The organism is Amycolatopsis ponsaeliensis (assembly GCF_030182635.1).
GTDB classification, from domain to species: Bacteria; Actinomycetota; Actinomycetes; order Mycobacteriales; family Pseudonocardiaceae; genus Amycolatopsis; species Amycolatopsis ponsaeliensis.
The window spans coordinates 75,893-93,490 of record NZ_JAPZLD010000013.1; the positions used below are offsets into that span (position 1 = coordinate 75,893).

The 17,598-nt window shown below is 72.0% G+C and carries 21 protein-coding genes and 1 pseudogene; 7 read left to right on the top strand and 15 right to left on the bottom strand.

What is annotated here, in order from left to right; genetic code table 11:
- Window positions 1-67 precede the first annotated feature (67 nt).
- Entirely contained in the window at window positions 68-430 is a 363-nt protein-coding gene (locus QQ657_RS20665) for an STAS domain-containing protein (protein WP_284743829.1), read from the top strand.
- A gap of 124 nt (window positions 431-554) precedes the next feature.
- Here QQ657_RS20665 and QQ657_RS20670 read toward each other — a convergent pair whose 3' ends face one another.
- The 3 genes from QQ657_RS20670 to QQ657_RS20680 all read right to left on the bottom strand — a co-directional run bounded on the left by QQ657_RS20670 (window position 555) and on the right by QQ657_RS20680 (window position 2,259).
- Window positions 555-992: an Hsp20/alpha crystallin family protein gene (locus QQ657_RS20670; RefSeq protein ID WP_284743830.1), complete on the bottom strand. Its 438-nt coding sequence runs from the start codon at window positions 990-992 to the stop codon at window positions 555-557.
- A 99-nt stretch (window positions 993-1,091) separates the two neighbouring features.
- Window positions 1,092-1,880 (bottom strand): GAF and ANTAR domain-containing protein, encoded by a 789-nt coding sequence (locus tag QQ657_RS20675; RefSeq protein ID WP_284743831.1) that lies wholly within the window; start codon window positions 1,878-1,880, stop codon window positions 1,092-1,094.
- Complete coding sequence (locus tag QQ657_RS20680) at window positions 1,870-2,259, bottom strand: STAS domain-containing protein (RefSeq protein ID WP_284743832.1); 390 nt, start codon at window positions 2,257-2,259, stop codon at window positions 1,870-1,872. Before QQ657_RS20680 ends, QQ657_RS20675 begins: the two co-directional genes overlap by 11 nt.
- 164 nt (window positions 2,260-2,423) lie before the next feature.
- Between QQ657_RS20680 and QQ657_RS20685 the strand changes: the two genes are divergently transcribed.
- Window positions 2,424-3,185: a class I SAM-dependent methyltransferase gene (locus tag QQ657_RS20685; protein ID WP_284743833.1), complete on the top strand. Its 762-nt coding sequence runs from the start codon at window positions 2,424-2,426 to the stop codon at window positions 3,183-3,185.
- Here QQ657_RS20685 and QQ657_RS20690 read toward each other — a convergent pair.
- Entirely contained in the window at window positions 3,161-3,748 is a 588-nt protein-coding gene (locus QQ657_RS20690) for a TetR/AcrR family transcriptional regulator (protein ID WP_284743834.1), read from the bottom strand. The genes QQ657_RS20685 and QQ657_RS20690 overlap by 25 nt on opposite strands.
- 107 nt (window positions 3,749-3,855) lie before the next feature.
- Between QQ657_RS20690 and QQ657_RS20695 the strand changes: the two genes are divergently transcribed.
- Window positions 3,856-4,749 (top strand): SDR family oxidoreductase, encoded by an 894-nt coding sequence (locus tag QQ657_RS20695; RefSeq protein ID WP_284743835.1) that lies wholly within the window; start codon window positions 3,856-3,858, stop codon window positions 4,747-4,749.
- Here QQ657_RS20695 and QQ657_RS20700 read toward each other — a convergent pair.
- The 3 genes from QQ657_RS20700 to QQ657_RS20710 form a co-directional block, all read right to left on the bottom strand.
- Complete coding sequence (locus tag QQ657_RS20700; protein ID WP_284743836.1) at window positions 4,746-6,413, bottom strand: alpha/beta hydrolase; 1,668 nt, start codon at window positions 6,411-6,413, stop codon at window positions 4,746-4,748. The two genes, QQ657_RS20695 and QQ657_RS20700, sit on opposite strands and share 4 nt — an antisense overlap.
- A gap of 111 nt (window positions 6,414-6,524) precedes the next feature.
- A complete protein-coding gene (locus tag QQ657_RS20705) occupies window positions 6,525-6,671 on the bottom strand; it encodes a hypothetical protein (protein WP_284743837.1) in 147 nt (48 codons plus the stop codon).
- A 39-nt stretch (window positions 6,672-6,710) separates the two neighbouring features.
- Window positions 6,711-7,835, bottom strand: a complete 1,125-nt coding sequence (locus QQ657_RS20710) for a serine hydrolase domain-containing protein (protein WP_284743838.1) — start codon at window positions 7,833-7,835, stop codon at window positions 6,711-6,713.
- Between the two features lie 138 nt (window positions 7,836-7,973).
- Here QQ657_RS20710 and QQ657_RS20715 point away from each other — a divergent pair, with 138 nt between their 5' ends.
- Window positions 7,974-8,591 carry a ScbR family autoregulator-binding transcription factor gene (locus tag QQ657_RS20715; RefSeq protein WP_284743839.1) on the top strand — a complete coding sequence of 206 codons (618 nt, stop codon included), beginning with the start codon at window positions 7,974-7,976 and terminating at the stop codon, window positions 8,589-8,591.
- 52 nt (window positions 8,592-8,643) lie between these two features.
- The gene (locus tag QQ657_RS20720; RefSeq protein WP_284743840.1) at window positions 8,644-9,597 is read left to right on the top strand and encodes a zinc-binding dehydrogenase; all 954 of its coding nucleotides are present in this window, start codon (window positions 8,644-8,646) and stop codon (window positions 9,595-9,597) included.
- Here QQ657_RS20720 and QQ657_RS20725 read toward each other — a convergent pair.
- The 6 genes and pseudogenes from QQ657_RS20725 to QQ657_RS20750 form a co-directional block, all read right to left on the bottom strand.
- Window positions 9,594-10,748: a DMT family transporter gene (locus tag QQ657_RS20725; protein ID WP_284743841.1), complete on the bottom strand. Its 1,155-nt coding sequence runs from the start codon at window positions 10,746-10,748 to the stop codon at window positions 9,594-9,596. The two genes, QQ657_RS20720 and QQ657_RS20725, sit on opposite strands and share 4 nt — an antisense overlap.
- 55 nt (window positions 10,749-10,803) lie before the next feature.
- Window positions 10,804-11,736 (bottom strand): PDR/VanB family oxidoreductase, encoded by a 933-nt coding sequence (locus QQ657_RS20730; RefSeq protein WP_284743842.1) that lies wholly within the window; start codon window positions 11,734-11,736, stop codon window positions 10,804-10,806.
- Window positions 11,733-11,897 carry a hypothetical protein gene (locus QQ657_RS20735; RefSeq protein WP_284743843.1) on the bottom strand — a complete coding sequence of 55 codons (165 nt, stop codon included), beginning with the start codon at window positions 11,895-11,897 and terminating at the stop codon, window positions 11,733-11,735. Before QQ657_RS20735 ends, QQ657_RS20730 begins: the two co-directional genes overlap by 4 nt.
- Complete coding sequence (locus QQ657_RS20740) at window positions 11,894-12,925, bottom strand: aromatic ring-hydroxylating oxygenase subunit alpha (RefSeq protein WP_284743844.1); 1,032 nt, start codon at window positions 12,923-12,925, stop codon at window positions 11,894-11,896. The genes QQ657_RS20735 and QQ657_RS20740 overlap by 4 nt, the downstream gene beginning before the upstream one ends.
- Before the next feature lie 83 nt (window positions 12,926-13,008).
- Window positions 13,009-13,344, bottom strand: a pseudogene (locus tag QQ657_RS20745) (IclR family transcriptional regulator domain-containing protein); the annotation flags it as partial.
- Between the two features lie 93 nt (window positions 13,345-13,437).
- Entirely contained in the window at window positions 13,438-14,103 is a 666-nt protein-coding gene (locus tag QQ657_RS20750) for a DUF4097 family beta strand repeat-containing protein (protein ID WP_284743845.1), read from the bottom strand.
- Between the two features lie 460 nt (window positions 14,104-14,563).
- Between QQ657_RS20750 and QQ657_RS20755 the strand changes: the two genes are divergently transcribed.
- Window positions 14,564-15,118, top strand: a complete 555-nt coding sequence (locus QQ657_RS20755; protein WP_284743846.1) for a hypothetical protein — start codon at window positions 14,564-14,566, stop codon at window positions 15,116-15,118.
- 135 nt (window positions 15,119-15,253) lie between these two features.
- Here the strand turns inward: QQ657_RS20755 and QQ657_RS20760 are convergent, their stop codons facing one another.
- Window positions 15,254-15,448, bottom strand: coding sequence for a hypothetical protein (locus QQ657_RS20760; protein ID WP_284743847.1), 195 nt, complete (start codon window positions 15,446-15,448; stop codon window positions 15,254-15,256).
- 221 nt (window positions 15,449-15,669) lie between these two features.
- Between QQ657_RS20760 and QQ657_RS20765 the strand changes: the two genes are divergently transcribed.
- Window positions 15,670-16,716, top strand: coding sequence for a T6SS phospholipase effector Tle1-like catalytic domain-containing protein (locus QQ657_RS20765; RefSeq protein ID WP_284743848.1), 1,047 nt, complete (start codon window positions 15,670-15,672; stop codon window positions 16,714-16,716).
- Window positions 16,717-16,726: 10 nt separating this feature from the next.
- Here the strand turns inward: QQ657_RS20765 and QQ657_RS20770 are convergent, their stop codons facing one another.
- Complete coding sequence (locus QQ657_RS20770) at window positions 16,727-17,596, bottom strand: LysR family transcriptional regulator (RefSeq protein WP_284743849.1); 870 nt, start codon at window positions 17,594-17,596, stop codon at window positions 16,727-16,729.
- Window positions 17,597-17,598: the final 2 nt, after the last annotated feature.

The following is a 17,598-nucleotide window of genomic DNA, read 5'->3' on the forward strand; positions in this document are numbered from 1 at the left end:
GGCGTGGTGAATCGATGACAAAACGATGCGAGCCCCTTAAAGTCGGGCACCGGCGGGAGGAGACGTGGTGGCCGACAAGCTGGCGGTGCGGGTGCGCACGGTGCCCGAAGCCGTCGTCGTGGCGGCCGACGGCGACCTGGACCTGGAGACGGCACCGGTGCTGCGCGCGCGGGCCGCGGCGGTGCTGGCCGACCGGCCGGAGGCGCTCATCGTCGACCTGGGCGACGTCGGCTTCTGCGGCTCGGCGGGCCTGCAGGTGCTGGCGGAACTGGTCGCGGAGACGGCGGACGGCGGCATCCCGCTCGCGCTGGTCGCCGCCCACTACCCGGTGGTGCGCGTGGTCCGCCTCAGCCGGCTGGACGAGGCCGTCGCGCTGCACGCCACGGTGGACGACGCCCGCGCGTGGATCCGGCGGCAGCCCGGGCGGTGAGCCCGCCGTGACCACCCACGATTGCCTCTTGGCGGGTGGGTGCCGAGTCCGGCGGCGACGAAGATCTTCTCCGCCGCCGCCCGGACCGGTTCTTTCATCGGTCCTCGAAGGCGGACCCGCGGCCTCAGGCTGGGATCCGCTTCCGGTCGGAGTCCTCGCCGGCGATCTCGATGCGGCGCGGCTTGGCCTTCTCGGCGACCGGGATGCGCAGGGTCAGCACGCCGGCCTCGTAGTCGGCCGCGATGCGGTCGGCGTCGAGGGTGTCGCCGAGGAACAGCTGGCGGGAGAAGACGCCGAGGGGGCGTTCGGAGACCTGCATCTGCACGTCGCCACCGCCGGTGAGGGGCCGTCGTTCGGCCTTGACGGTCAGGACGTTGCGCTCGATGTCGAGCTCGATGGCGTCCTTGGTGACGCCCGGCAGGTCGAAGCAGACGACGAACTCGTCGCCGGCGCGGTAGGCGTCCATCGGCATCGCGGCCGGCTTGGACCAGGTGCCGGGGCCGCCGAAGACCTGCTGGGCGAAGCGGTCCAGTTCGCGGAACGGGTCGGTGCGCATCAACATCGTTCTCCTCCTGTTCGCCGTTCGGGGTCGTCAACACGCACTACGTTTCTAACATGTCGTCGAAACGATGACAAGAGGTAAGTCGTCCATGTGATGACGTCAGCGGGCTGGGTCGATCTCCCGGTGCCGCTCGGCCAGCGTCCGCGCCAGCTCGGCCAGCTTGACGTTCAGGTCCTGGGACGTGCGCCGCAGGACGTCGAACGCCTCGTCCGCCGAGACGCCGCGGCGGGCCATGATGATGCCCTTGGCCTGGCCGATCACGTCCCGGCTGTCGATCGCCCGGCGCAGGTGGGCCGCCTGCAGCTCGCTGCGCGTCACCGCGTCGGTCGCCCCGACGGCCAATGACGCGTGCGTGGCCAGCAGCAGCAACACGTCGCGGTCGGCTTCGTCCAGCCCGCCGGGCGAGCGCGAGTAGACGTTGAGCGCGCCGACGGACCGGCCGGTCGGGGCGCCGGGGATGAGCGCCGTGGAGAGGACCGCGCCCACGCCGAGCCCGACGGCGGCCGGTGCCCACTGCGGCCAGCGGGGCTCTTCGGCCAGGTCCGGCGCGATCGCCACGGCCGGCCCGGCCGGCACCGCGGACTCCACGCACGGCCCTTCCCGGAACCGGTACTGCAGCAGGTCCAGCTCGACGGCGACCTCGTCGGTCTCCGCGGGCGTGTGGAACTGCCCGTCGGCGCCGATCAGTGTGAAGCTGGCCAGGTCCGCGGAGGGCACCATGAGCGTGGTGGCCTCGAGGACGCGCTCCAGGACGGCTTCGACGCTGGGGGCGGTGAGCAGCCGGCTCGTCAGCCGGGCGAACTCCCCGGCCAGCGGGCCGGCGCCGGGCCGGTCTTCGCCGGCGACGAACGTCTCCTTGGCGTGCCGCCACTCCTGCTCATCGGACATGGTGGTCCTCCGCGTCGGCGAGCGTGCGGTACAGCGGCAGCACGTCTTCGAGCCCCAGGGCTTCGACCGGGCGCAGCACCGCCCGGCCGTCGGCGACGACGGCCACCGGGATCCCCGTCGCGCGGGCCTCGGCCACCGCGTCCAGCACCACGCCCAGCCCCCGTGCCGAGCAGAACGTGAGGTGTGTCAGGTCGATGACCAGCGCCCGCGGCGCGAGGTCGAGCTCTTCGCCGAGCAGGGCCGCGAGGCGGCCGGTCGCCGATAGGTCGAGCTCGCCCGTGACAGCCACGACCGCGCGCTCGGCCGTCGTCGTGATCGCGATCCGGGGCGGCGCTCCCAGCAGGAAGGCGACGCCCGGGCGGGTGATGGTGTCGTGCATGGCGTCCTCACCTCGGTGAGGCGGGCCGAGCCCGCCGTCCCGGCCGGCGCGCGCGATCGCGCGGGCGAATGGGTTCCAGGGGGCGGCTGCTCTGCTCAACCGCAGCGACGACGACAGTACTCCGCGCGCCGCCCCGGAGTCACGACGCCGGTACCTTGGCGCGCGTGAGCGACGACACCTGGGCAGCGCTGGCCGGCCAGTTCGCCGATGACGCCTACGCGTCGGTGAAGGGACGCGTGCGCACCTACGTGCTGCATCGGCAGCTGCTGGAGCACCTCCCACCGCCCCCGGCCACCGTGCTCGACGTCGGCGGCGGCACGGGCCACCAGTCCTTTCCGCTGGCCAGGGCCGGGTACGACGTCACTCTGCTGGATTCGTCGCCCGCGATGCTGGAGAAGGCACGACAGCGGCTGACTTCCGAGCGCGTGACGTTCGTGGAAGCCGACGGCCAGCACGCTGAAGAGGCCGTCGACGGGCGCCGCTTCGACGCCGTCCTCTGCCACGGCGTCCTCGGGTACCTGGACCGGCCGGATCCCGTCGTCGACCAGCTGTGCCGCTGTGCCGCCACCGGGGGCGTGGTGTCGATCATGACCGGCAACGCCCACACGATGGCCGTGCGCCCGGCCCTGGAACAACGCTGGGAAGACGCCCTGGCGGCGTTCGAATCCCGGAGCGAGCTCGGCGTGCTGGGCGTCCCGACCCGCGCGGACACCGTCGAGGAGCTCGGTGAGCTGCTCCGGAGCCGGGGTGTGGAGCCCGTGCGGTGGTACGGGGTCTGGCTGTTCGTCGACTGGCTCGGGTTCGGTGGCGCCGAGGTGGACCCGGCCGACGCGGAACGCGTGGCGGCCGTCGAGTTCGAAGCCGGCCGCCGGGATCCCTATCGCGGGCTAAGCCGGGTATTTCACCTGGTGGGGCGCAAGGCCTGAGCGGCCGTTTCGGCCAGCGTCAGCAGCTCGGCGAGGACGTCCGCCGCGATGTCAGCCAATGACCTCTCCTCCCGCAGCCACCGGGTGAACGCGATCCCGAACACGGTCGCGCCCGACTCCGCCGCCAGCTTGGCCGCGAGCTCGTCGACGCCCCGGGCCCGCAGGGCGTCAGCGACTGTCGTCGCCAGGGTGGTCAGCTTGTGCTGCTCCCGCTCCTGCAGCGCCGGGTTCCGGTCGATCACGGACTGCCGCGTGCGGGAGTGCGGGCGGCGCTCGTCCGGGAAGAAGGACGCCGCCGAGCCCAGTGCGGAGGCGACGACCTCGAACGGTGACGCCTCCGGCGGGGCGGCGTCGATGCCGTCGAGGAACGCCTGGACCAGCAGTTCCTGTCCCCGGAAGAGCACCTCGCGCTTGTCGCTGAAGTGCCGGAAGAAGGTGCGCTCGGTCAGGCCGACGGCCTGCGAGATCTCCGCGGCGGTCGTCTGCTCGTACCCGCGGGTGGCGAACAGCTCGAGCGCGGCCTTCTGCAGCCGCTCCGCGGTCCCCGGTTCCCAGCGCACCATGCTCCCGAGTCTAGTGATGGCAGCGGCTGACATAAAGGCGTAGGCTGCGTATGTCAGCGACTGACGTCGGTCACTGACATCATGCCTCTCTCGAAGGAGTTCACGCCATGCGCGTTTTCGTCACCGGAGCCTCCGGCTGGATCGGCACCGCCGTCGTCGGCGAGCTGCTCGCCGCGGGCCACGAGGTCACCGGGCTGGCCCGGTCGGCCGAGTCCGCCGCGAAGCTCGAAGCGAAGGGTGTCGAGGTCCGGCGCGGCGACCTCGACGACCTCGACGGCATCCGGGCCGGCGCCGAGGCGGCCGACGCGGTCATCCACCTGGCGAACAAGCACGACTTCGCCGACCAGGCCGCGTCGAACGCGGCCGAGCGGGCCGCCGTGCAGACCATCGGCGACGCGCTCGCGGGCAGCGGCCGCCCGTTCCTGCTGGCGTCGGGCGTCGCCGGCCTCGTCCAGGGCGAGCCGGCCACCGAAGCCGACGCGTCCCCGTTCCACGGTCCGGACTCCCCGCGCGGCGGCGCCGAGAACCTCGCGCTCGAGTACGTCGACCGCGGCGTGCACTCGGTGAGCCTCCGGTTCTCGCCGACCGTGCACGGCACCGGCGACCACGGGTTCATCGCGTACCTGTCGGCGATCGCCCGCGAGAAGGGCGTGGCCGGCTACCCCGGCGACGGCACGAACCGCTGGGCGGCGGTGCACGTGACGGACGCCGCGCGCATGGTCGTGCTCGGGCTGGAGAAGGCACCCGCGGGCAGCCGCCTGCACGCGGTCGCCGAGGAAGGCGTGCCGACGAAGGAGATCGCGGAGGCGATCGGCCGCGCGTTCGACCTCCCGGTCGCCTCGATCGCCGCCGGCGACGTCCCGGCCCACTTCGGCTGGATCGGCGGGTTCTTCGCGATGGATCTCGCGGCGACGAGCACCGCCACCCAGGAGCTGCTGGGGTGGACGCCGGCCGGGCGGACGCTGATCGAGGACCTCGACACGGGCGCGTACTCGGGCTAGTAGCCGCGGTTGACCGCGCTGATCTCGTCCTGGAGCCGTTGCCGCGTGGACGAAAGCGCGTCCCGCGGGGCGGGCTCCGGTGCCGGCTGCCCGGTCGGTTCGCCCGCCGGGCCCGGCACCGGGAAGACCTCCTTCTCGCCGGGCAGCGGGACGCCGGGGCAGATGGTGGCGGCGGGCCGGGCGGCGCCGAGGAAGTAGCCGTTCACCAGAGCGTCCACACAGGAATTGCCGCTGACCGCGTACTGGCCGTGGAACGGCGAATCCGCCACCGAGACCATCGGGACGCCGGCCTTCCGCGCGGCCGCTTCGGCCTGTTCGTAGCCGGTTTGCGGGTCGAACTCGCCCTGGACGACGAGCACGTTCTTCGCCGCTTCCGGCGACAGCGTGGGCAGTTGCTGCCGGGGTGGGTCGGACCAGTAGCCGCACGCCTCGCTGAGCCCGTACGCCCAGCCGAACAGCGGGTACTGCGGGCCCTGGAGGTCGCTGAGCAGCTTGTACCAGGTCGCCGCGCGCGTCGGCTGGTCGCCGCACGCCACGGCCAGGCGGGTGCCGCCCACGTCCGCGTAGTCGGGCTCGGGCGGCGCCACGTCCGCGGCCGTCAGCTCGGCCGCCGGGCGCCCGAACGCCGTGCGCGCGATGCGGTCGAGGTCCGCCGACGGCGGCGGGGCCGTGCCGTCGAGGGCGGCCAGGCCTTTGGTGAGGATCAGCGCGCCGAGCAGCCACTGCTTCGTGCTGCCGTTGCCGACGAAGACGTGGTCGAAGAGGTCCGGTGACAAGCCCTCTTTGCGGAAGTAGGCCCGCACGCGCTCCTGGTTCTTCTTGACGTCGGCGGCGGTCTTGCCCAGCTGGTCCGGGAACCGCCGGGCCAGCCACGGCGCGTAGACGCGGTCGAACTGCCGCTGGTCGATCTTCGGGAACGCTTCGAACGCGGCCTGCAGCCGGCCTTCGAAGTTGACGCTGGAGTCGAGGACCACCCGCCCGGCGTGGTCCGGGAACAGCGACGCGTACTTCGCGCCGAGCCAGGTGCCGTAGGAGTAGCCGAGGTAGTTCAGCTTCTCGTCGGACAGCAGCGCGCGGATCAGGTCCATGTCGTGCGCGGTCTGCCAGGTGGTGACGAAAGGCGCGAGCGCGTCGCTCTGGCAGGCTTCGGCGACCGCCCGCGGCGTCCGTTGGTGCCGCGCGATGCTGGCGGCCGACCGGTCGCGCGCGTCGAGGTCGTCGCCGGCCGGGAGCCGCCCGGTCGGCACCCGGCAGACGAACCCCTGGTCTTCGCCGCCCTCCTGGCCGGTGCCGCGCGGGTCCATGCCGACGAAGTCGTAGTGCGCGTTCACCGCCGGTTCCAGGCCGGCCAGCGCGCCGGCGAGCGAGGTGCCCTGGCCGCCGGGCCCGCCCGGGTTCACCAGGATCGCGCCCCGCCGCTCGCCGGTCGAGGCGGCGCGGCTGATCGAGACCCGGAGGTCCTTCCCTGCGGCCGGCGCGGCCCAGTCCCGCGGGACGGTGATCCGCGCACACTGGGCCTTGTCCCCCTTGAAGGGACAGCCGCCCCAGGCGACCTTCTGGGTCAGGTAGGGCGCGAGCGGATCGGGCGTGGTCGCGGCGGCGGGCGCCGTGGCCGCCACCAGGACCGCGACGGCCACCGCCAACCCCGCTCGCGACGTGCGCACCGCAGCTTCCTTCCCCGAGACCCGGCAACCCCGGACCACCCAAGCACGGCGGGCCGGGCGCGGGCAGCCCGGAGACCACCGTTCGCGCCGCGAATTCCCTCGATCCGGTGATCAGCTCGGCGGTTCCGCCTCACCGGTGTCCTGGTGCTCGGGTACTTCGCGGTCGACCTCGGGGATGTCGACGTCGAGGTCGACCTCCGGGGTCCCGGGCGGCCGGGGTGCGTCGGGGGTGACGGGTTCGTGCTCGGCTTCGGTCATGGGGAGTGGTTACCCCGGCGCCGCCGGCTCAAGCGGACCTCACTTGCAGAACGCGGTGTCCACAGTGGACAGCACCGCGACCGCCGCCTGCTCGCCGTCGCCGAAGGTGCCCGGCAGCGCGGTCACCGCCAGGCCGACCGAACGGCCGTCTTCCGTGGCGCCGCCGCGGGTTTCGTAGCCGTCGATGTCGCCGCCGTGGCCCCAGTAGGCGCCGCCGCAGCTCAGCGGGACGCGGAACAGGCCGAGCCCGTACTGCCAGCCGGGGAACAGGGGCGCGTCGACGGTCTTGCGCATCTCGGCCAGCTGCGCGGGCGGCAGCAGCTCGCCGCCGAGCAGCGCCCGCGAAAGCTTCGCGAGGTCGCTCGGCGTCGAGATCAGCTGGCCGGCCGCCCCGCCCCACGACGGGTCCATCTCGGTCGCGTCGACGACCTTCGTGCCCGTGCTGTTCGCGAGCGCGTAGCCGTGCGGGTGCGGCCCCTGGATGGTCTCGTCGCCCGGCTGCGGCCAGTACGTGTCGCGCAGGCCCGCCTTCGCGATCACCCGCTTGGTGATCTGCTCCTGCACCGGCCGCCCGGTCACGTGCTCGATGAGCAGCCCGGCCAGCAGGTAGTTGGTGTTGCTGTACTCCCACTTGGCGCCGGGCGCGAACTTCGCCGGGTGGGCCAGCGCCGCGGCGAGCAGGTCGTGCGGCTGGAAGAACTTGTGCTGGACGTCTTCGAAGTTCTCCACGCCGATGTACTCGGTGTAGTTCGGCAGCCCGCTGGTGTGCTGCAGCAGCTGCCGGACGGTGATGGCGTTCCCGTCGATGCCCTCCCCTCGCACCAGCCCGGGCAGGTACTTCTCGATCGGCGCGTCCAGCTCGACCTTGCCCTCGGCCACGAGCTGGAGGACGACGACCGCGGTGAACGTCTTCGTGTTGCTGCCCGCCCGGACCCGGCCGTCGCGGGGGACCGGGACGCGGCGGTCGAGCCGCGCGGACCCGGCGACCAGCGACGTGCCGGCGCCGTCCCGGCCGACCCAGGCCAGCGCCGCCGGGAACTTCTGCTGGCTGACCAGCGCGTCGAGACTTTCCTGCACGGGCGGCTTCGTGTTCGTGGCCGCCGCTGTCGTGGTCAGGCCGCCCAGCAGCCCCGCCACCGTCAAGATCACTGCACTCTTGCGCATCGGTACTCCCTTTGATCCGGTTCGATACCGGAAATGCTGGTCGAATCCGGCACGAAGATCAGTAGCGCGGGCTACCGGATCCGGGGTAGTGCCGGCGCTACCGTGCAGGTCCCAGCCCGCGCAGAAACGGACCGCCTCGTGAGTGATGCTTCCCGCCGCCCGCCCCGCCGCGCACCGAGGCAGGCGCGGTCCGCGCACACCCGGGCCCAGGTGCTCGCGGCGGCGGCCGAGCTGTTCGCCGAGCGGGGGTTCCCGCACACGTCCATCGCCGACGTCGCCGAGCGGGTCGGCATGACGAAGGGCGCGGTCTACTTCCACTTCCGCGACAAGCACGACATGGCCGCCGAGGTCGTCCACGAGCTGTACGACCGCTGGCGGGCGCTGGTGGACCGGGCGCGCGCGGCGGGCCTGCCGCCGCTGGGGACCGTCCGGACCTTGCTGGACGACGCGTCCCTGAGCTTCTTCAACGACGACGTCGTCAAGGCCGGCGCGCGCCTGCAGGCCGAGCGGTCGCTGGCCGACCCGGACCTGCCCGCGCCGTACGTCGAGTGGATCGCCACGCTGGCCGCGCTGCTGACCGAGGCCCGCGACGCCGGCGAACTCCGCGAAGGCCTCGAGCCGGAGGCGCTCGCGCAGACGCTGGTGTCCACGTTCTTCGGGGTGCAGCACGTCTCCGACGTCCTCGACCGCCGCGCCGACCTGCCGCGCCGGTGGGCCGAGGTCAGCGCGCTCCTCTTCCCGTCGATCGCGCGCTGAGATCGCGAAAAAATACGTTGCCGAAGGTATTTTTCCGTGCGACGGTGGCGCCGTGAGCACGACTATGCGCGCGGCGGTCTGTGTCGGAGCGGGTGGCCCGGAGGTCCTGGAGGTCCGTGACCTGCCGGTACCGGCGGTGCGGGAGGGCTGGACGCTGGTCCGGGTGAAGGGCGCCGGCCTGAACCGGTCGGAGCTGCGGACCCGGCAGGGCCATTCGCCGGACGTGCGGTTCCCGCGGGTGCTCGGCATCGAGTGCGTGGGCGTCGTGGCCGAGTCGGCTTCCGGGCTGCCGGAGGGGACGACCGTCGCGGCGGTGATGGGCGAGATGGGGCGCGAGTTCGACGGCGGCTACGCGGAGTACGCGTTGCTGCCCGACGCGCTGCTGATGCCGATCAAGACGACGTTGTCCTGGGACGTCCTGGCGGCGCTGCCCGAGACGTACCTGACCGCCCAGGGAGCGTTGGACGCGCTCGGCATCGAGCCGGGAACGCGGCTGTTGATCCGCGGCGGGACGTCGTCGGTCGGGCTGGCGGCGGCGTCGATCGCGGCCGGCCACGGCGTCGAGATCGCGTCGACGACCCGGCGCGCGGACAAAGCCGACGCGGTGACGGCGGCGGGTGTCTCGCATGTGCTGATCGACGACGGGCCGCTGGATCTGCCGTGGGAGCCCGATTTCGTCCTGGACCTCGTCGGCGCGCGCACGGCGGTCGACTCGCTGGGTCTGGTCCGCCGCGGTGGCACGGTCTGCGTGGCGGGGTCGCTGAGCGGCTGGTCGATCGCGGACTTCCAGCCGGTGGCGATGATCCCGTCCGGCACGAAGCTGACGGCGTTCCACAGCAAGGACATGGCGGGCCGCGCGGACGTGCTGCAGCGGATCGTCGGCGAGGTCGAGGCTGGGGTGTACCGGCCTCACGTCGACCGGGTCTTCGGGCTGGACGAGATCGTCGCCGCGCACCGGTACATGGAGGAGGACCGGGCCAGCGGGAAGCTGGTCGTGGTTCCCTAGCCGAGCAGCGAAGTCGCCCAGCCGCTGCCTTCGTCGACCTTGAGCTCGACGTCTCCGACGAGCGTCAAGGCGCCGAGCGATCCTTCGGGAGCGGGGGTACGCAGGTCGGCGAACTCCCGCACCTGCGCATCGGATACTCGCCAGGGTCCCTTGAGTTCCGCTTTCAGCAACGACAACCCGCCGTCGAACCGGGCGCCGGACAGCTCGGTCCGGCCGTGGAAGGTGGCACCGGAGAACAGTGCCGGCCCTTGGATCCGGACATCGCCGAGCCGGTTACTGTGCCGTTCGTTACTAATCCGACCACAGTCACGGCCGGATGGCTTTCGTGGCAATGGCACGTACCGCGCAAGGGCCGGCCTACTTTTGGTCAGATTAGTAACACCGTGCAGCCGGGCGCGGCGGGCGATGAGCCGTCCGAGCCGGCGCCCGGTCAGATCGAGGTACTCGAGGTTCGCCGCGGTCAGGTCGAGGTCGTAGGGGACGGCCTGCTCGTCGGCCGGGCCGGGGAGCAACGCGGCGATCAGCCGCTGGGCGGTGAGGCGGACCTGTTGTTCGCGATCGGCTTCGGCGATCCGCTCGGCCGGCCAGGTGGAATCGGGCGCCGGCTCGGCCTCGTCGGGGTTGTCCGGCCGGGTGTCGTAGCCGGGATGGGTGAACGGGCGGCGCAGGTACGCACAGAGCACGTCGAGCACCGTCTGGGTGTAGGCGGGGCGGCTGCGCGCCAAACCGGCCAGCGCGTGCAACGCGCCGACCCGGACCTGGTCCGCGCCGTGCCCGAGCAGTTCGACGGCCTTGGCGAACTGCTCGTTCTCCGTTCGCTCGCGATCCTGCTGCGCGCGGCCTCGCTCGACTTCGTGCCGGGCTTCCTCCGTGCGTCGCCTGCGGTCGTTGATCCACAGGGCGTAGACGGCGAGGATCGCGCCCCCGGCCAGGCCGCCGGTCTTGAGTGCGTCACCCCTCGGTGTGCCGGGGTCGCCCAGCAGCCAGCCGGTGACAGCGAGGAGCGCGCCGGCCGCGCCCAGCACACTTCCGATCAGCAGCAGCCGGTACCGCGCGACCGCGATCCGCGAGCCGAAGAACGTCATCGCCGCGAGCACGACGGCGGCCAGGCCGAGCGCGACGCCGGGAACCAGCAGCCAGAGGAAACCCACAAGACGCAGATTGTGGCACGTTTCCGAGGCGGTCCACGGGCACCGCCTCCCGTGCTCAGAGGTCGAGCACCAGCCGGGGTGAGCACGAACGTGACACGCAGATCATCATCACCTCGCCCTCCCGCCGTTCCTCGGCGGTCAGCACCGAGTCGCGGTGGTCCGGGGTGCCGTCCAGCACGCCGGTTTCGCAGGTTCCGCACGTGCCTTCCTGGCACGACGAAAGCACGGGAAGCCCCGAGTCCTCGACCACTTCGAGGATCGACCGGTCGGCCGGGACCGCCAGGACCCGGCCCGAACCGGCGAGCTCCACCTCGAACGCGGTCCGCGGGCCATCGTCCGCGACGGGGGCGAACCGCTCGACGCGCAGCGCGCCCTCGGGCCAGCCGGTGCACTGCCGCTCCACCGCCGTCAGCAGTGGTTCCGGGCCGCAGCAGTACACCGCCGTGTCCGGCCGCGGCTCGGCCAGCAACGCCGGCAGGTCGAGCAGCCCGTGTTCGTCCTGCGGGCGGATCGCCACCCGGTCGCCATGCCGGCTCAGGTCGGCAGTGAACGCCATCGAAGAACGCGTCCGGCCGCCGTAGACGAGCTGCCACTCGCGGCCCGTCTCCGCTACCGCGTCGATCATCGGCAGGATCGGCGTGATGCCGATGCCACCGGCGACGAACAGGTAGCGCTTGGCGTCGACGAGTGCGAAGTGGTTGCGTGGTCCGTCCAGAGAGATCCGTTGTCCCGCAATGAGTTCGTCGTGCACGTACGCCGACCCGCCCCGGCCGCCGGGTTCGTGCAGGACCGCCACCTGGTACGCCGAAGTGTCGCCAGGTCGGCCGCACAGCGAGTACTGCCGGACGACGCTGCCGGGCAGCCGCAGGTCGACGTGCGCCCCCGGCTCCCAGGACGGCAGTAGCCGCCCGTCCGGCGCCCGGAGCGTCAGCCGGACGACGCCGTCGGCGAGCTTTTCCTTGTCCGCCACCACCAAGTCGAGCGTCATGCGTCGTGCCCCTCGGGATGGGCCAGCAGCCAGTCCCACAGCTGCACCGGGTCGTCGAACTCGCGCTCGGCCGAACAGTGGCAGACCGCGCGCAGCCGGTCGGTGCCCAGCACCCAATGGATCCGGTAGACGCGGTCGCCGGTGAGCATCGGCCGCGTCACGACGTGACCAGCCGCTGCAGCAGCCGGCGCGCCGCGAGGCCGCCCGTGTCGATGTTGATCGACAGCTCCTGGTAGCCGTCCGGTTCGGCGGTGAGCACCCGCTCCAGGACGTCGAGCGCTTCGACGTCCTGCAGGACGACCGTGCGGTTGTTCTCCGCGAGGAACGCCGAAACGCCGTCGTCGTCGAGGGCGAAGTCGCGGGCCACCGCCCAGAAGTCGTGCGTCGAGTGCTCGGTCTCGGGCGTGATCGCGTAGACGACCTCGACGTGGAAGGCGTCCGGGTCGCTGCCGTCCGGGTGCGGCACCGAGCCGACCGGCGCGATGCGGCTGTGCAGCTTGTACAGGCACGGCGGCGTGTACTCGATGTCCTGCCAGCGCGTGATCCGGCCCTGCAGTCCGGTGGACTTGGCGTAGAACGGCGGGCACGCCGCGTCGGCCATGTGCCGGGACACGTAGACGATCCCGGCTTCGTCGTCGACCTCCGTCGTGATCGGGGTTTCGGCGACCTCCGGCGTGCCGATGTAGCCGCCGTGCAGGTAGGTCTCGTGCGAGAGGTCCAGGAGGTTGTCGACCAGCAGCGAGTAGCGCGCCTTCAGCGGCTCCATCCCGGCGACCGTCGTGTAGCCGGGGGAGTCGAGGTAGGGCGCCCGCGGGATCTTCGTGACGTCCGCCTTGTCCGGGTCGCCGATGAACACCCAGACGAAGGAGTCCTGTTCCGCCAAGGGATAGCTTCGCAGCCGCGCGGTCCGCGGCACCCGGGTCTGGCCGGGCACGGACACGCACTTGCCGTCGACGCCGTAGGTGAAGCCGTGGTAGCCGCAGACGACCTGGTCGTCGACGAGCCGGGACGGCGCCTGCGACAACGGGAACCGGCGGTGCACGCAGCGGTCGGCCATCGCGGTGACGCCGCCGTCGCGGGTCCGCCAGAACAGGATCGGCTCGCCGCAGACCGTGCGGCTGAACAGGTCCTGGCCGATCTCGGAGCCGTACGCGGCGACGTACCACTGGTCGCGGGGAATGGCGCTCATCGGTTTCGTCCTCTCGTGGCGGGGCTCACAGCGTGCGGGAACGCCCCGGCGCCCACGAAGGGCGTTTCCATAAGATGGAAAGATCAGCCGAGCGCGCGCGAGATCGCGCGGGCGCTGGTCATGACCAGCGGAGCCAGCGCGTGCGGCGACGCGCTGCCGTAGTGCACGACGAGCGACACGGCGGCGACGACCTGGCCGCGCGCGTCGTGGATCGGTGCGCCGACCGAAAGGCTGTCGAGGGTCACCTGGCGCTCGCTGGTGGAGAAGCCGTGCGTGCGCACGTCGGCCAGCATGTGCCGCAGGCGGTCCGGGTCGGTGACGGTCTCGGGGGTGTACCGCTCGATCGGGTTGCGCAGGACGTCCTCCTGCACGTCGGCGGGCGCGTGGGCGAGCAGGACGAGCCCGACCCCGGTCGCGGTCGCCCCGGCAAACGTCTTGAATGAGTCATTCAGGACCTCCCACGCCCTGAATGACTCATTCAAGACACCGCGCCGCCGGCACGCTCACCCGCGTCAGAGGCTGTGGGCGACGATGTCGCCCTGGCTGGTCGTGGCGCGGATCGAGAGCTCGGCGGTGCCGGTGTTCTTGAGGGTGTTGTCGATGCGGCCGTAGGTCGTGCCGGCGTCGAGGGACGCCGAGACGCCGGGGGCCGCGCCGACCGTGATGCTGCCGGACTGCGTGGTCAGCGTGACCAAGCCGGCGGCGGCTTCGCCGATGCGGATGTCGCCGCGGGCGGCGCTGATCTCGGCCGGGCCGTCGAGGCGGCCGACCTCGACGTCGCCGTCGGTGGCGGTGAGGTGGACGCTCGCGGCTTCGTCGAGCTTGATGTGGCGGTACGCGCCGGTGAAGGTGACCTCGCCGAGGCGGCCGGTGCCGTCGAGCTCGGCGCTCGCGGTGGTGGCCTCGACGCGGGAGCCGGTGGGCAGCCCGACGGTGACCTCGATCGAGCCCGACGGGCCGAAGTACTGGTTCCTGCCCTGCGGGGTGTGGATCCGCAGGACGCCGTCGGCGTAGGTCACGGTGGTCTCCCCGGCGGCCTTGACGTCGCGGTTCTTGCCGGGGTCGGCGGGGCGGACCTCGACGGTGGTGTCGGTGCGGTCGGTCGCGGCGAGCCGGACGCGGCCGGCGGCGAAGTCGAGGGTGGCGGTGATCGCGGCGGGGGTGGCGAAGGTCTGCATCGTGTTCTCCTGTGGTCGTGGCCCCGGTGGTGGGGACGAGAACCACTGTCGCCGGGCGGGCTGACACCCGGCGGCCACCGCCCTGACACGGCGGCTGACACGGCGGGGGCGTGACGCGGGAATCACGGGTGATCACGTACCGGCATTCGGGGGTGGCGCCGGTCGTGCATTCGGTTGAACCGGCGCATGGGAACATTTCTTCCGGTCTGTCACAGTAGTTCTGAGTGGACAGTTCTTTTGCCACGGTCGGAGCGTTGTCGAGCTCGATAAACGTGCTACAGTAAGGAAAATTACGGCTCGCGCGCCGCGGCGCGAACGAGCCGGCGCCGGATCGGTTACGGCCGGATCCGATGTCGATCAGTTGAGATTGCTCACCCCGGTTTTTTCGGCTCTTCGTGTTTCTCGATGCCGTTTTGGTGGATCCCTGGAGCGTCCCATTCCTCCACGGAAGGAGTTCACCATGAGAGTCCGGAAGACCGGCATCGCGGCGATCGTCGCGATCCTCGTGACCGCGATGGTCGCCCTCTTCACCGGCGCCGGCACGGCGGCCGCCGCCCCGGCCGCACCGGCCGTCCCGGCGCTGTCCACCCCGATCACCGGCACGTTCACCGACGCGGCGGGTGGCACCGGCACGGCGGTCGGCACCTTCACCCCGACCGACTTCGCCACGGACGGCAGCAATCTGCTGGCCAACGGCGTCGCCGACGTGACCCTGACGGACTCCGCCGGCCAGCAGGTCGGTACCGAGTCCCGCGCGGTCACCGTGCCGGCCGCCGCCGCGGTGGCGTCCTGCGAGATCCTCGACCTGGTGCTCGGGCCGCTCGACCTCGACCTGCTCGGCCTGGTCGTGCACCTCGACCGCGTCCACCTGAACATCACGGCCGAGTCCGGCCCCGGCAACCTGCTCGGCAACCTGCTGTGCGCGATCGCCGGCCTGCTCGACCCGGGCCCGCTGACCAACCTGCAGGCGCTGGTCGACCTGCTGAACCAGATCCTCGCCCTGCTCCGCGGCTGACACTGACCACCGCGATGACGGGTCGGCTCACCCTCGGGTGGGCCGATCCGTCGCGAGGTCGGCGGTCAGTGGCAGCGGAGTCTGCGGCGTTCCAGTGCATGGAAACCGCGGTGCGGAGCTGCCGGAACACCGCTTTCAGTACTTCCGAACGGCTTTCCGCGCAGCGAGCGCGTTGGTCCACTGGTAGACCTCCAGGCAGTCACGCTCCCGGCCGCGCTCCCACTCCAGCAGCACGGTTTCGAGGTCGCCGGTGTGCAGCACCGGTGCGACCGCCTCGCCGGGCAGCCTGCCGTACCGGCCGTCCGCGCCGACGACGAGCGGTGCGCGCAACTCCCGCTCCACCCCGTCCCGGCCGGTGATGCGCGAACTCGACCGGGAACTGACCTGGGGCGCGATCTCCGCGGACGAATACCTGAAACGCCGGGACCGGATTCTTTCCGACGTGGTCGGTCCCGGCCGGACGATCACCGGAAAGGTGCCGACCCGGAAATCCGTTCCCCGGCGTAACGGGCGACCGTCCGGATGCGACTCACGCGTGTCCGGGAGGCGAAATGAAGAAACGACTGGTGATCTGCTGCGACGGGACGTGGAATTCCCTCAAGCAGCCGGCTCGGACGAATGTCGCGCGGGTGTGGGACGCCGTGCCCGGCGAGGGCGCGGACGGCGTGCGCCAGATTTCCCGTTACCTCAAGGGTGTCGGCGCCGGCCTGCCGTTGCTGGGGCACCTCGCCGGCGGGGCGTTCGGCGTGGGCCTGTCGGCCAACGTGCGGGAGGCCTACCGGTTCGTCGTCGAGAACTACGTGCCCGGCGACGAGTTGTTCTTCTTCGGCTTCAGCCGCGGCGCCTACACCGCGCGCAGCACCGTCGGCCTCATCCGCAACTGCGGCGTCCTGCGCCCCGAGCACGCCGGCCTGGTCGGCGAGGCGTACCGGCTCTACCGGGACCGCGACGCGACGACCGGGCCGGACAGCGCCGCGGCCGTCCGGTTCCGCGACGAGCACGCCCACGAGGACGTGACGCCCGTCCGGTTCATCGGGGTGTGGGACACGGTCGGCGCGCTGGGCATCCCGCTCAGCGGCGGCCGGTTGCTCCACAAGCTCAACCGGCGCTGGCAGTTCCACGACATGACGCTGAGCTCGACCGTGCAGTCGGCCTTCCAGGCGCTGGCGGTGGACGAGCACCGGAAGTCCTACGTCCCGGCCGTCTGGCAGCCGTCGGCCAAACCCGCGGAGCAGAACCAGGAACGCGAGCAGGTCTGGTTCGCCGGCGCGCATTCCGACGTCGGCGGCGGGTACCGCGAGCGCGACCTGGCGGACATCGCCCTGCGCTGGCTGGCGAACCGGGCCGGCCGGTGCGGCCTCGACTTCGACCCGGGCGCGTTCGGCGACCTGGCCGACGCGAACGCGGAAGGGGAGTTGCACAACTCCCTCAACGCTTTCTTCCGCCTCTTCGGCTCGGCCGACCGCCCGATCGGTGCGGCGGACGCACCGTCGGAGTCGCTGGCCTCCAGCGCTCGCGACCGGCACCAGGCGATGGCGTACTCGCCCGCGAACCTCGCGACCTACCTCGAAGGCAGCCCCAAGATCACCACGGTCTGAGCGAATCTCCTCATACGGCCGCCGCGGCTTCGGTCAGCGCGGCGAGGAGGGCGGTGGTGGCGGGCGGATCGGGCGGTTCGCCGTAGGTCGCCGCGTAGATGTGCTGGCGCGATCCGGGCAGCTCGCTGGCCTCGATGCCGTCGGCGCGGTGCGCACGCAGGGCCAGCCCGGGGCTGGTCGTCACGCCCAGCCCGGCGACGACCAGCGCCTGCATGACGACCATGTCGTCGGAGGTGTAGCCGATCCGCGGTTCGAAACCGTGCTCGGCGCACAGCGACAGCAGGTGGACGCGGCACCGGTCGCAGCCGGCGATCCAGGTGGCGTCGCGCAGGGCCGGCAGTGTCTGCCCGGGGCTGGTGGACAGCAGGTACAGCGGATCGTCGAGCAGGTGGTGCAGGCGGACGTCCGGCGGTTCGGGCTCGGTGTCGTCGTAGCGGAAGATGATCGCGACGTCGATCTTGCCGGTGCGCAGCAGGTCCAGCGCTTCGGGTGGTTCCGTGTCGGTCAGGCCGACCCGCAGGCCGGGATGCTCCGCCGTCAGCGCGGCCACCGCCCGCGGGATGAGCGAGCCGATCACGGACGAAAAGCTGGCCACGCGCACCCGCCCGGCGCTCAGCCCGACGTGAGCGGACAGCTCCGCGTCGGCGGCGTCGATCCGCCCGAGGATCTCGGCCGCCCGGGACGCCAGCAGCTGCCCGGCCGGCGTGAGCCGGATCCCGCGTCCGGCCCGCTGCAGCAGCTGCGCGCCGGTCTCGGCTTCGAGCCGGGCGAGGTGGTGGCTGACGGTCGGCTGCGTGTAGTGCAGCTCCTTCGCCGCGGCGGTGACCGAGCCGGTCCGCGCGAGCGCGTCGATGACCCGCAGTCGGGTGACGTCCAGCATGC

Coding starts and splice junctions, on each gene's coding strand:
- QQ657_RS20750 (WP_284743845.1), bottom strand. CDS start 14,103: ATGCAGACCTTCGCCACCCCCGCCGCGATCACCGCCACCCTCGACTTC.
- QQ657_RS20740 (WP_284743844.1), bottom strand. CDS start 12,925: ATGAGCGCCATTCCCCGCGACCAGTGGTACGTCGCCGCGTACGGCTCC.
- QQ657_RS20675 (WP_284743831.1), bottom strand. CDS start 1,880: ATGTCCGATGAGCAGGAGTGGCGGCACGCCAAGGAGACGTTCGTCGCC.
- QQ657_RS20680 (WP_284743832.1), bottom strand. CDS start 2,259: ATGCACGACACCATCACCCGCCCGGGCGTCGCCTTCCTGCTGGGAGCG.
- QQ657_RS20705 (WP_284743837.1), bottom strand. CDS start 6,671: ATGACCGAAGCCGAGCACGAACCCGTCACCCCCGACGCACCCCGGCCG.
- QQ657_RS20670 (WP_284743830.1), bottom strand. CDS start 992: ATGTTGATGCGCACCGACCCGTTCCGCGAACTGGACCGCTTCGCCCAG.
- QQ657_RS20690 (WP_284743834.1), bottom strand. CDS start 3,748: ATGGTGCGCTGGGAACCGGGGACCGCGGAGCGGCTGCAGAAGGCCGCG.
- QQ657_RS20695 (WP_284743835.1), top strand. CDS start 3,856: ATGCGCGTTTTCGTCACCGGAGCCTCCGGCTGGATCGGCACCGCCGTC.
- QQ657_RS20770 (WP_284743849.1), bottom strand. CDS start 17,596: ATGCTGGACGTCACCCGACTGCGGGTCATCGACGCGCTCGCGCGGACC.
- QQ657_RS20710 (WP_284743838.1), bottom strand. CDS start 7,835: ATGCGCAAGAGTGCAGTGATCTTGACGGTGGCGGGGCTGCTGGGCGGC.
- QQ657_RS20765 (WP_284743848.1), top strand. CDS start 15,670: ATGAAGAAACGACTGGTGATCTGCTGCGACGGGACGTGGAATTCCCTC.
- QQ657_RS20730 (WP_284743842.1), bottom strand. CDS start 11,736: ATGACGCTCGACTTGGTGGTGGCGGACAAGGAAAAGCTCGCCGACGGC.
- QQ657_RS20755 (WP_284743846.1), top strand. CDS start 14,564: ATGAGAGTCCGGAAGACCGGCATCGCGGCGATCGTCGCGATCCTCGTG.